Annotated in this window: 12 protein-coding genes; 1 reads left to right on the forward strand and 11 read right to left on the reverse strand. The window is 43.2% G+C overall.

What is annotated here, in order from left to right:
• Nucleotides 1-15: 15 nt before the first annotated feature.
• On the forward strand, nt 16-894 hold the full coding sequence (locus RDS42_RS06515; protein WP_308782924.1) for a LysR family transcriptional regulator: 879 nt from the start codon (nt 16-18) through the stop codon (nt 892-894).
• 71 nt (nt 895-965) lie between these two features.
• Here RDS42_RS06515 and ilvC read toward each other — a convergent pair whose 3' ends face one another.
• From ilvC to RDS42_RS06570, 11 genes are all read right to left on the reverse strand, one after another.
• Nucleotides 966-1,985 carry a ketol-acid reductoisomerase gene (gene ilvC / locus RDS42_RS06520; RefSeq protein WP_177297517.1) on the reverse strand — a complete coding sequence of 340 codons (1,020 nt, stop codon included), beginning with the start codon at nt 1,983-1,985 and terminating at the stop codon, nt 966-968.
• A 79-nt stretch (nt 1,986-2,064) separates the two neighbouring features.
• Entirely contained in the window at nt 2,065-2,562 is a 498-nt protein-coding gene (ilvN, locus tag RDS42_RS06525; RefSeq protein WP_308782925.1) for an acetolactate synthase small subunit, read from the reverse strand.
• Nucleotides 2,563-2,672: 110 nt separating this feature from the next.
• Nucleotides 2,673-3,725 carry a tyrosine-protein phosphatase gene (locus tag RDS42_RS06530; protein ID WP_308782926.1) on the reverse strand — a complete coding sequence of 351 codons (1,053 nt, stop codon included), beginning with the start codon at nt 3,723-3,725 and terminating at the stop codon, nt 2,673-2,675.
• Between the two features lie 75 nt (nt 3,726-3,800).
• The gene (locus RDS42_RS06535) at nt 3,801-4,961 is read right to left on the reverse strand and encodes a M20 family metallopeptidase (protein WP_308782927.1); all 1,161 of its coding nucleotides are present in this window, start codon (nt 4,959-4,961) and stop codon (nt 3,801-3,803) included.
• A 56-nt stretch (nt 4,962-5,017) separates the two neighbouring features.
• Nucleotides 5,018-5,839: an HAD family hydrolase gene (locus RDS42_RS06540; protein WP_308782928.1), complete on the reverse strand. Its 822-nt coding sequence runs from the start codon at nt 5,837-5,839 to the stop codon at nt 5,018-5,020.
• A 33-nt stretch (nt 5,840-5,872) separates the two neighbouring features.
• Complete coding sequence (locus tag RDS42_RS06545) at nt 5,873-7,141, reverse strand: M18 family aminopeptidase (protein WP_308782929.1); 1,269 nt, start codon at nt 7,139-7,141, stop codon at nt 5,873-5,875.
• 182 nt (nt 7,142-7,323) lie between these two features.
• Entirely contained in the window at nt 7,324-8,202 is an 879-nt protein-coding gene (locus RDS42_RS06550; protein WP_308782930.1) for a methylenetetrahydrofolate reductase, read from the reverse strand.
• Nucleotides 8,203-8,240: 38 nt separating this feature from the next.
• Complete coding sequence (locus RDS42_RS06555) at nt 8,241-8,864, reverse strand: methylenetetrahydrofolate reductase C-terminal domain-containing protein (protein ID WP_308782931.1); 624 nt, start codon at nt 8,862-8,864, stop codon at nt 8,241-8,243.
• A 1-nt stretch (nt 8,865) separates the two neighbouring features.
• Nucleotides 8,866-10,830 carry an electron transport complex subunit RsxC gene (gene rsxC / locus RDS42_RS06560; protein WP_308782932.1) on the reverse strand — a complete coding sequence of 655 codons (1,965 nt, stop codon included), beginning with the start codon at nt 10,828-10,830 and terminating at the stop codon, nt 8,866-8,868.
• A 202-nt stretch (nt 10,831-11,032) separates the two neighbouring features.
• The gene (locus RDS42_RS06565; RefSeq protein WP_308782933.1) at nt 11,033-11,680 is read right to left on the reverse strand and encodes a trimeric intracellular cation channel family protein; all 648 of its coding nucleotides are present in this window, start codon (nt 11,678-11,680) and stop codon (nt 11,033-11,035) included.
• A gap of 47 nt (nt 11,681-11,727) precedes the next feature.
• Nucleotides 11,728-13,092 carry an MATE family efflux transporter gene (locus tag RDS42_RS06570; RefSeq protein ID WP_308782934.1) on the reverse strand — a complete coding sequence of 455 codons (1,365 nt, stop codon included), beginning with the start codon at nt 13,090-13,092 and terminating at the stop codon, nt 11,728-11,730.
• Between the last annotated feature and the right edge of the window lie 13 nt (nt 13,093-13,105).

Below are 13,105 nucleotides of genomic sequence, written 5' to 3' on the forward strand. Positions count from 1 at the left end.
TAAAGGAGACTCAACTTGAAAGAAAATCTATCTCTGTACCATATTTTCTATACTGTCGGAAAAACCGGAAATATTTCTCTAGCTGCCAAAGAGCTGTATATCAGCCAGCCTGCAGTCAGCCGCGCAGTACAAAAACTTGAAACAAATCTTGATACCCGGCTTTTTAAAAGAAGTTCCAGAGGTGTTTTTCTGACCGCCGACGGAAAACTCCTTTTCGACAAGATCAAAGCAGCTTTTGAGCTTGTTGCAGAAGGAGAGAATTCCATCATCCATAACCGTTCCCGAAAAACGCCTCACCTGAGACTGGGTACCAGCACCACACTTTGCCGCTATGTACTTCTGTCCCATTTAAAGCCCTACATCTCTGCAAATCCGCAGGTACGGATCAGTATTTCCTGCCAGGATACCTACCAGACTCTCCGGCTTCTTGAAGAAGAAAAGATTGATCTAGGGCTGATCGGCAAGCCCCGAAATCTCCATGGCTGCTGTTTTCGACCGATTATGAAAGTAAATGATACTTTTGTGGCCGCTACACAGTATCTTTCCGCCCAACAGAAGCTTTATCCTGATGAGCCTTTATCTCATAATGCGGTATTTATGATGCTTGACGAAGAAAACATTTCCCGACAGACCATAAATTCCCGCCTAAAAGAGCATAACATGGAGCCAGTCCATATACTGGAGGTCAGTACCATGGATCTCCTTATTCAGTTTGCAGAAACAGGTCTTGGAATTGCCGGCGTTGTCCGTCAGTTCGTAGAAAAAGAATTAGAAAAGGGAAGTCTCTCAGAAGTTTCCATGGGATTTACTTTCCCTGAAAGAGAAATTGGATTTGTATGCAGAAAAAAGGAAGAAGCTTTTCCTCTTCTTCAATATTTTTTTACGGAAAATTAACCGTTATTCTGCTTTATATCCTGATAAAGACAGTCAAAAACCCTCTGCCAAATGACAGAGGGTTTTATTTTTTAGTTGTTGATCAGTTTGTCTTCTCCATTCCAGCTGTACAGCTTACGGATCTCTTCTCCCACTTTCTCAGACTCGTGTTCAGCAGCAAGCTTTCTCATTGCTTTAAAGTGAACCTGTCCGCCTGCCGAAGACATATCCAGAAGGAAATCTTTTGCAAAAGTTCCATCCTGAATGTCGGAAAGAATTTTTTTCATTGCTTTCTTTGTATCTTCTGTAATAATCTTCGGTCCTGTAATATAATCGCCATATTCAGCAGTATTGGAAATAGAATATCTCATTCCAGCAAAACCAGACTGGTAAATCAGATCTACGATCAGCTTCATCTCATGAATACACTCAAAATATGCATTTCTCGGATCGTATCCTGCCTCGCAAAGAGTCTCAAAGCCTGCCTGCATAAGAGCACACACACCACCGCAAAGAACTGCCTGTTCTCCAAAAAGATCTGTTTCTGTCTCTGTACGGAAAGTTGTTTCAAGAACCCCTGCTCTTGCTCCGCCAATTCCCAGAGCATATGCCAATGCCATATCAAGAGCCTTGCCTGTAGCATCCTGCTGAACAGCTACCAGACACGGAACTCCTTTGCCTGCCTGATACTCACTTCTAACTGTATGTCCAGGACCTTTTGGAGCGATCATAGTTACATCTACATTCTTTGGCGGAACAATGCATCCAAAATGAATATTGAAACCATGAGCAAACATCAGCATGTTTCCTTCTTCCAAATTCGGCTCGATATCATTTTTGTAAAGAGCTGCCTGCTTCTCATCATTGATAAGAATCATGATAATATCTGCTTTTTTTGCCGCTTCAGCTGCTGTATATACCTCAAATCCCTGGTCTTCTGCTTTTTTCCAGGATCTGCTACCCTCATACAGACCAATGATCACATGACATCCTGATTCTTTTAAATTCAGGGCATGAGCATGTCCCTGGCTGCCATAACCGATAATGGCGATGGTTTTACCATCCAGTAAACTTAAATTACAGTCTTCCTGATAAAAAATCCTGTTTGCCATTTTCTTTTCCTCCTAAGCTTTTTATAAATTTTTTCATAATATATCGTCAAGGGGTGTTTCCCTCAGCAATCTGTACTGATTAAAGGAAAGTTATATCTGATGCACCTCTGGAAAGACCTGTGATACCTGTTCTTGCAAGTTCAAGGATTTCATAATCCTCCAGAAGCTTTACAAATGCTCCAAGCTTGCTTTTGCTTCCTGTCAGCTCAATCACAAGAGACTCCTTTGCCACATCAATAACATTTGCACGGAAAATATTTGCGATAGAAATGATTGCCTCTCGCTGCTCCGGCTTTGCTGCCACTTTTACCAAAACCAGTTCACGGCTTACACTGTTATCCGGTTCCAGAACCTTGATATCTCTTACATCTACCAGCTTGGCAAGCTGTTTTGTGATCTGTTCCAGGATCAGTTCATCTCCGCTGCATACAACGGTCATCCTGGAATAACGTTCATCTGCAGTAACACCAACTGAAAGACTGTCAATATTATACCCTCTTCGACTGAACAGCCCGGAAATACGGCTTAGTACACCTGCGGTATTATCTACTAACAGGGACAAAATTCTCTTTTGCATATCACACCTGCTTTCACCACTTTAATCTTGTAAATTTTTAACTTATAAAAACTCTGCATGAATATCATTATAGCAATAATCACCCATTTGTCAATGAATTTTTTTACAATTCATACAAGATATTTATTTTTTAGCGTCTCAATGGATTTTGGATTCAGATAGAGTGCTTTCTTCATAAAATTCTCTACAGAACCATAATCCTGTTCTATCGTTTTGAAGACTGTATCCAGATATTCACCCTTTACTTTAAACAAAATCCGTACTTTATCCATGATCCGGCTGTCTACAATAGTCTTTGTCTCCAGATAACGGATCATATGCTGCATCTCTTCTTCCAGGTACAGATTTGTTTTCATGAAATCTTCCTGTATAGTCTTTCTTGGCACCCCCAATGCACAAAGAAGCAAAGCTGTTCCTACTCCTGCCCGGTCCTTCCCGGCACTGCAGTGCCACAGTATCGCCCCTTCCTCGTGATTCAAGATCACATCCATAAAACGTGCATACTGTCTCACTGAATACTGATCCCGAACAAGGTTCTGATACTGCTTATGTAAAAAGTCATCTGGAATCCTGTCAAATTTACTTATCATATCCATAAGATTTCCAGCCTGGGAAATTCCTGCTGTTTCCTCATCTATAATGGGAATCTCATGATATTTCACTCCTTCTATGACAATATCCGGTTTTTCCAGAATCTCATACCTTGTCCGAAAATCGATCACTTCTGTCAGATGATATTCTTCTGTCAGAATATCCTGATCCGACAGAGAAACATGATAAAGGCTTCCGCTGCGGAGAAGGCGTTTCGGCAGTATATGCCTTCCGTCCTCTGTGACTAACGCTCCCAGATCTCTGGTATTTGGCAGACTTTGAAGGTGGATTTTTCCACCTTTTGGAAAACCAATGATAATATTCGGATTCAACGCTTTCAAAAGCTGAATGCAATCCTGGATTTCTCTGTCTGTCATATCAAATTTGTATCGTTTTCTTCGTCTTGTAACAACTACCAGATAACTGGCGCTGATCTGCTTCTGACCACCGCCGTCCACACCCTCCTGTCTTTTATAAACCCATAAAATATCTCTGCATGGCAGGTGGTTTGTCATCATATGTCTGGTGAACACCAGATTTCCATTTTCAATTTTTATTTTTCCATATTTCATAATGCTTCCTCCACCCCAAAACCTCTCCATACAGTTTCTGTACGATTTCCCTTTTCTTATGTTTTTCTTTTTTGATCAGCCTTCACCAATTCTTCTGATCATTCTGTAAACTGTTTCCAGACTATATGGAAAAATCTGTTCATCGATTTCCATCTGCGGATGATGAAGAGGATGTTCGTGTCCCGGCACTGCCGCCAAAAAGACAAGAAAAATCCCCCTTGTCCTCTGGAAATACCGATAGGCATTATCTCCGGCAAGAAAAAGCTGATCCTCTCCTTCCAGAACAAATCTTTCTCCAAAGACATCCCTTCCGATTTCTTCCGCAAACCCGGTAAACTCCGGATCATTTGCAAAAGAAAGCACCGGCTCCTTCAAAATACTTAAATTCAGTTCTGCTCCTGTTTCTTCTTCCACTCTTTTCAGTCTGTTTTCCAGTTCATTATACAAAGCCCGGAAGTCCTCTTCTCTGCATGCACGGATGTTTCCGGTCAGCTGCATGGAATCCGCGATGATATTCGTATATTCTCCTCCATGAGCTGTTCCGATCCCCACAAGACAGGGTGCGGCGCTCTTATAGGAACTGTTCAGGTCATGTACTTCCTGAATTGCCCTTGCTCCTGCATAAATACTGTCAATTCCCTTATTCGCTTCGCTCCAGTGGCTTGCCTTTCCCTTTACATCAATGCCGATTCCTGCGATCATAGCTGATGCCTGCCCCTCATGGATCGCCATGCCGAAAGGCATATCCACTGCAAAATGAAACATCAGAAACGCATCCGGAACCGGAGTTTCCAATGCTCCTGCAGCAATCATCCTTTTTGCCCCTTCTCCTATCTCCTCTGCCGGTTCAAAAAGAAATCGCACATTAACCGGAAAACTGTCTTTTTCCTCTGCAAGAATACCACAGAATGTAAGTGCCACCGCAAGAATCCCATCATGTCCGCAGGCATGCATACAGCCCTGGTTTCTTGACGCAAAAGGAAGATCTGTCTTTTCCTCCATTGGAAGTCCGTCCATTTCCGCTCTGAGAACTACTGTCTTATCTCTGTGTTTAAGTTCCGGCAGCTCAGCGATCATCCCTGTAGGCGGGACAAATGTAATTTCATACCCCAGCCTTTCCAAATAAGTTCTGATATATGCTGATGTTTTTTCTTCCTGAAGTCCAAGTTCCGGGTACATATGAAAATATCGTCTGTGCTGAAGAAGCTCCTCTTCATATTTTGCAAAATCTTTCATTGATTTCTTATCTCTTTACTATTTTCTGTCTAAAGTATTCTTTAAAATGTTAAAACTCAAACATGATCACCACGGATCAGCCCCAGTGCTTCCAGACCATTTCTTATTCCATAATGAAACATATCTGTCGTTATATGATCTGCCAGTTCCAGAATTTTCTGGGATGCATTTCCCATTGCCACCTTAGTGGCTGCATACTCAAACATGGAAAGATCGTTGTTGCTGTCTCCAAAAACCACTGTGTCTTCCCAGGGAATATCAAAAAGTCTGCATACAGCGGCAATTCCCACTGCCTTATTGCATCCTTTTGGCACGAATTCAATAGTCGTTCCCACGAACGCATTGTTTTCGTGACGTATCACATCATACCAGGGAGATAATTCTCTGACAGCCAGCTGATCGTCACAGCCGTCTGTCATCTTGGCGCTGATCTTATTGATTTGGAGACAGGATTCATTGCCTGCAATAGGTTTCCATTTTGGTCCCAGAGCCTCTGTGATCAGATCTCTGTACCAGTTTACCTCCGTGGTATACTCATCCTTATCGTAATACATGTAGTCTGCTCCCTCCATCACCGGGATCAGTCCATATTTTCTCAGAATTTCAACTGACTTTTGTGCAACGTCTGCAGGCATTTCTCTGTTAAAAAGCCTCTGACCGTTTTTTTCAATAGTCGCCCCACAGGCGCTGATCATTCCGGTAAAAGGAATCTGCTCCAGATACCAGGGAACAAAAGCACGGCTCCGTCCGGTACACAGCCACGCTTCATGTCCGTTTTCCACTAATTGGGTGATTGCTCTGACTGCACTGTCCGGCACACCTTTTTTTATGTCACAGACCGTTCCGTCAGCATCAAAAAATACCGCTTTCCTACTCATCTTTCTTTTCCTCAGATTTTCTGTTCCATTTTACTATTCAAAAAACAGTTCCGCCGCTTTTATAAGACTATAAGTATCTTTTACTCCCGCTGTTTCATAAGGAGAATGCATTGCCAGCTGCGGAAGTCCAATATCAACCGTATTTACCGGAACCTGTGTGTTGGATATATTTCCAAGAGTGGAGCCGCCAGCCATATCCGAACGGTTTACAAAAGTCTGGAACGGTACTTCCGCTCTGGTACAGATATCTTTAAATATGGCCGCTGAAACAGCGTCTGTACAATATTTCTGGTTAGCATTGTACTTGATCACAATTCCTTTATTAAGAAGCGGACGATTGACAGGATCTGTCATATCTGTATAATTCGGATGGAGGGCATGGGCATTATCTGCGGAAATCATAAAACTGTCTGCCAGAGACATCAGATACTCCTCATAAGTCCTTCCCAGTCCGGAATTAATGCGAAGCAGAGTATCCTTCAGGAATGTGGACGCAGCTCCCTGTTTGGTACCGCTTCCCACTTCTTCATTGTCCATAACACAATGAACTGCGATGCTTTTCTTTTTTTCTCCTGAAAGAAGACCTTCCATAGAAGCAAAAGCGCACTGAAGGTCATCCAGCCTTCCCGCTGAAACAAACTCCTTTTCTGCTCCCCATACTGCTCCTCTTGTCCGGCTGTAAAGAAACAGGTCGTGACTTAAAATATCTTCCTCGCGTACTCCTGCTGCCTCAGCAAGCGTTTTGCCAAAAGTCTCCTCTGTCCCTGCCGTACCATAAAGAGGCAAAAGGTCTTTCTGCGGATTATATGCATAACCGGAATTTACCTCACGGTTCATATGGATTGCCAAGCTGGGGATCATCAGAAGATCTCTGTCAATATCCACCAGTTTTTCTTTGATCTCTCCTTTTTCTGAAACAATGACTCTTCCTGCCACAGAAAGCGGACGATCAAACCATGGAGACATCAGCATACCGCCGTATTTCTCCACATTCAGTTTCACATAGGCTTTTTCTACAGTAATCTCCGGATTTTCTTTAATTTTAAATGTAGGCGAATCGCTGTGGCTTGCCATTATATGGAAACGCCTAGGCGCATTCTCCGGAATAGAAAATGCAATCAGCGCCGAATTATTTCTTGTAACCATATACTGACCGCCGGGGATCAGTTTCCAGTAATCTTTTTCGAAAAGTTCCTGAAATCCCTGTTCTGCCAGTATATTCTTCATTGTATCTACTGCATGAAAAGCGGTAGGGCTTTTTCTGATAAATGTAAGAAGTTTCTCTGCTGTTTCGTAATACATATCCTGCTGCTCCTTTATCTTTTGACTCCTTTCCATTATACGGTAAAATTCACTGTAACGCAATGGAAAAACCTGATTAAAGCAAAGCGGGCAAGTCTCTCATGACAAAGAACAAAAAGGCTGCGGCTCAAATGAACCACAACCTTTTTCAGAAGCTGTCTTAAGAACAGTCCTGCATATTTTTAGATTCCGGCAAGCTTCAGTACATCCGGTACTTTTGATTCCCATCCTAATGCCATAATATGTACACCCTGACAATATGGTTTACATTCTCTGATGATACGGGCAGCAATCTCTACTCCGGTAATACCTGCTTTCGTCTTTTCTTTATCAGCTTTCAGTTCATTGATCATATCTTCCGGAACATGAACACCTGCAACATTTGCATTCATGAATCTTGCCATTCCGACAGATTTCGGAATGATGATACCAATCTGAACCGGTTTTCCAAACTGTTTTGCTTTTTCCATAAATTTAATGAATTTCTCCGGCTCAAAAACAGCCTGAGTCTGGAAGTAATCAGCACCTGCGCGTACTTTACGCTCCATTTTTGCAAGCTGAGCGTCCACAGAGTCGCTGCACGGAGATACTACTGCACCCTTCGCAAATTTAGGAGGTTCCCCAACAAGCTGATTTCCACCAAGGTCAACACCTTCCTCCAGCTGTTTTACCGCATGGATCAGAGAAACAGAATCCAGGTCAAAAACAGGCTTTGCCTGAGGATGATCCCCCATCTTTGTATGGTCGCCTGTCAGAAGAAGAAGGTTCTCAATTCCCAGCATGGCAGCACTGAGGAGATCAGACTGCAGCGCAATACGGTTTCTGTCACGGCATGTCAGCTGAAAAATCGGGGTAAGTCCCTCATCCTTAAGAGCCTTACATACGCCCAGGGAACCAAGACGCATAACGGAAGACTGATTGTCTGTTACATTTACTGCTGTAATATCACTTAAATATGTTTTTGCTTCTTCCAGCAATCCTTCAATATGAATTCCTTTTGGCGGTCCTACTTCCGCTGTTACTGCAAATTCACCACGTTCAAATGCTTCAGTAATTTTCATAGTACATTGCTCCTACTCTATAATTTTTAACCGTTATCTTATTTTGACACTTCGTCATCTGTTGCAAAATTACGAATCTGGGTGGGGCACTTCAATACATCCAGGCGTCCAATCTGTGCAAGACGTCTGTAAATACGTTCCCATCCACATTCCATTTCGCTGTCTACTTCACATTTGCCATCTTTGCAGCCGCCGCACTGCCCATTTACAAGGCTCTTGGAGCAGGCAGTAATCGGACAGATGCCTCCGGTTAAGTTCAGATAACATTCGCCGCACTGGTCACAGTCATATTCCAGAGGAGTAACTCCCTGGAATCCCGGAAGAGGATATGTATCGCAGGCTGCATATACCGGTTTATCTTCCAGATATTCTGCGATTGTCTGCACGCCCACTCCACAGGAAAGGACCAGAACCACATCAGCCGCTTCAATCTCACCCATATGTTTCTGGAGACGAAGCTTCATGTTTTCCGGATTACAGATATAGTCGGTTGTAATAAATCCTGTCAGCTTCCCGTCAGCAGCCAGCTCCTTGCGGAGTTCTACGGATTCTTTTTCCGGGAAACGGACTTCCTTACATCCCTGGCAGTTGATCATAAATACTTTTTTTCCGTCCACCAGTGATGCGATAATTTCTTTCGATTTCAGTTCGGTAATCAGCATATCACTTCATCTCCCTTATCGCATTTTTTCCGGCTTTGATCTTGCTTACTAACGGAATCTTGGAGGAACAGATGAACTCACAGGAACGGCATTCCACACAATCCATAACGTTCATATCCTTCATTCCCTGCCAGTTCTGCTCATCCGCATATTTTGCAAAATACAGCGGTGAAAGTTCCATTGGACAGACGTCTACACAGCGTCCGCACTTGATACATTCCATTGGCTGTGTCTGATCAGTGTCAACCACAATGATTCCATTGGAACCCTTCATCATCGGAACGTCCAGATCGGTAAGCTCGAATCCCATCATAGGACCGCCCATTTTGATCTGTACATCATCATCTGTAGTACCGCCGCAATAGTCAATCATTTCTTTTACGCTGGTACCTATCTTCACAATATAATTTCCAGGATTTTTGATCTTTTCACCTGTTACAGTTGCAACACGCTCGATCAGCGGCATACCTGTCCGGATCGCGTCAGAAATTGCTTTGACTGTACTGATATTGCTGACTACAACGCCTACGTCTGCCGGAAGACCTCCACGCGGAACAGTTCTTCCTGTTACACGCTTGATCAGACTCTTTTCTGCACCCTGAGGATATTTTGTTCTGGCTGTAACAACCTCGATGTTGTCGCAGTCTGCAAGCTTCTCCTCCATAAGCGCAATGGCGTCCGGCTTGTTGTCCTCAATTACAATGATGCCCTTTTGTGCATCCACAGTTTTAAGAACTGCCTTTAATCCATAAATGATGTCATCTGCAAACTCCAGAAGAACTCTGTGGTCTGCAGTAAGAAGAGGTTCGCATTCGCAGCCGTTAAGGATAACTGCTTCGATTGGTTTGTTTGGTTTCAGCTTCACTGCTGTCGGGAAACCTGCACCGCCCATACCTACGATACCCGCTTCACGGACAATCTCAATGATCTCATCCGGTGTAAGCTCCTCATAGCCTTTATGCGGTTTTACAGATTCATGCAGAGTATTTTTTCCATCAGATTCAATTACAACAGCCATGACCTCACTGCCTCTGGTGGCATGGAGACGCGGTTCTACCGCAACTACGGTTCCACTGACGCTGGAATGGACAGGCGCACTGATAAAAGCAGAGGCTTCACCAATCTTCTGACCTACTTTAACGGTATCTCCTACCTGCACTACAGGAGATGCCGGGGCACCCAGATGCTGTGACATGGAAATCACAACTGTCTTTGGTTCCGGAAATCTTGCCAGTGCAATATGTTCGCTGAGTTCTTTACGCTCAGATGGATGAACGCCGCCGTAATAACCTGCAAAACGTTCTTCACGCACAGCATTTACATAATTACGGATCACATTAACATTTACTTTGGAATAATCACGAAGCTGAACCGGCTGATTTAAAAATTCTTCCAGACGTCCCTGTTTTTCAAGTCTTCTGTAGATTTTTTCCCATGCGCAGTCTTTATTGCCATCAACCTCACATTTGCCGTCTTTTGCGCCGCCGCACTGTCCGTTCACAAGGCTCTTGGAGCAGTCAACGATAGGGCAGATACCTCCGGTGATATTCAGATAGCACTGTGCACATGCATCACAGCTTTTTTTTGTAAGAGCCATTCCGTGATGTCCGGTATAATTCAGAGAATTGCTGGCTGCATAAACTGGTTTACCAGCAAGATCTGCAACAGTCTGGATACCCAGTCCGCAGGAGATCACGATTACATTTTCTGTTCCCTCCGGAATGATATTCTGAAGTTTCTTTTCTGTCAGAGTCTTGTTGCACAGGAAATCAACCCTGATGCTGCCTGTAACTGTTTTCCCCTGTTCAACAGCAAATTTTTCAAACTCACTACATTCCGGTTCATCCACAGTTTCAAATTCTTTAAAGCATTTGTTGCAGGCAACAATGAACAGGTTGTCTTTATCGGCTAACAATTCTGCCAGTTCATCGTTACTTTTTAACTTGTACTTGGTGTAGTTTTCCAATTGCTCACCTTCCTTATCCATTTGATACACAAACATTTTGCTTCTTTGTTTAAATTATTTTTCCCTCTGCCCGGAAAAATAACAGACAAAGTACTCAGCTTGCATTAATACAATTCAGTATAACATATATTAGCCATATTTTCCAGTTTAAATATAGGCTTTTAGACACAAATATACATTATAAACAAAAATAACCTTTTCCTCATTCTTCTCTTTTCAGTCTCGGAAGATTCCATCTGAAATGTGCTGCCAGATAACGTATCAGGATCACTACAGCAGAGGCTCCCACCATTGCAGCTACCGTGCCAAAACTGCGGTACAGGTAAACACAGGAAAAAGCGCCCACAATAGATGCGCAGGCATAAATATGCTTTACAAAAATATATGGCGGCACGCCTGCCATCATATCTCTCAAAAGCCCTCCGCCTACTCCGGTAATGGTTCCCAGAAATACCAGAAGAAAGGTATTGTCCACATATCCGTGTCGAATCCCTGTATGAACGCCAACCACTGTAAAAATCCCCAGGCCTATGGTATCCATGATCAGCATAAAACGATCATAAATCTCCCTGAAGTGTCCTTCCAGAAGCTCTTTTTTCAGATACAGCACTCCAAAAACCACGCATGAAGTCAGTGTCGCTACAATAGTGTATACCGGTTTCTGGAACATTCCCGGAGGAATGATGCCAAGAACAATGTCACGGATCATACCACCGCCAACTGAAGTAACTACTCCAAGAACACAGACACCAAAAATATCCATTTTTCTCCCCACGCCTACCATAGCGCCGGAAGCCGCAAAAGCAATGGTTCCTATGATTTCCATAATAAATGTAATAATTTCCTGCATAACCCAAAACTCCCCTAAATATTTTTCTAAATTTTTCAGCTGTATTTTCACTGTCCGGAACCCATATTTTTCCGAATCCTCCAATAATAAACAAATCCTGTTACGTCTGCCAGAATCCAGCCCACAGGAATCGCCCACCAAATGGCATTCACCCCAAACTGCGGCATCGGAGCCAGAAGATAAGCAAGCGCCACCCTGGTTCCCAGTGAAATAACCGTCAGAACCAGCGACATTACAGGTTTCTCCACCCCTCTGTATAATCCATACAAAAGAAACAGACATCCGATTCCCCAGTAAAAAACTCCTTCAATATGAAGATAATTTACCCCTGCATTTACAATAGCAGGCTGCGGATCCGTCAGAAAAATTTCTACCAGAGGCGCGGCAAAGATCCATACGATCACAGATATGACAAGACAGAAACTCACGGAAACTTTTACTGCCATTCCGGAGGCTTTTCTGATCCTCTCATATTTCCTGGCTCCGTAATTCTGAGAAACAAAAAGAGAAAAGGCATTTCCAAATTCCTGCGCGGGCATATATGCCAGAGTATCAATCTTTACGGCAACTGCAAATGCAGCCATGATCACCGTTCCAAAACTGTTCACCAGTCCCTGGATCATCAGGATTCCAAAATTCATTACCGACTGCTGGGCACAGGTAAGAACAGAATACTGCATGACACGGTTCAAAATAGATTTTTCCATACGCATATACTGCTTTTCTATTCTAAGAACCGGAACCCTCCACAAAGTGTAAACAGCAATTCCAATCCCGGCTGCCATCTGTGCGATCACTGTTGCCGCAGCCGCACCTTCCACCCCTTTTCCAAGTCCGGCTACAAACCAGAGATCCAGGATAATATTTAAAACAGAAGACACAGCCAGAAACCACAAAGGAACGACAGAATTTCCCACTGCCCGGAGCAGACATGCAAAAAAATTATATAAAAAAACAAACAGGATCCCTGAAAAAATGATCCGTATATATTGATACATCAGAGGATAAACTTCCTCCGGTATCTGCAGAAGTTTCAGTATTGGCCTTGTCCAAATAAATACTGCTGCATTCATGACAATTGTAACAATTCCAACAAATACAAAAGACACCCATATGCTTTTTTTCAATTCCTGCTGATTGCCCGCCCCATAAGCAATAGAAAAAACAGCGCCGCTTCCCATGCAAAGACCAATGATCACTGAGGTCAGAAATGTCATCAACGTATAAGCCGAGCCTACCGCCGCCAGAGCCTCTGCTCCCAGAAATCTTCCGACTACCATGGTGTCTGCAATATTATAGACCTGCTGCAGAAGGTTTCCCAATATCATAGGAAGCGCAAAAATCAGCATGGTCTTCAGGATTTTCCCCTCGGTAAGATTTTTTTCCGCGTTTACAGTTTTTCTCATTTTCATAAAATTCTCCTTA

Origin of the sequence: uncultured Blautia sp. (assembly GCF_902497045.1) — a bacterium.
GTDB lineage: Bacteria > Bacillota > Clostridia > Lachnospirales > Lachnospiraceae > Blautia_A.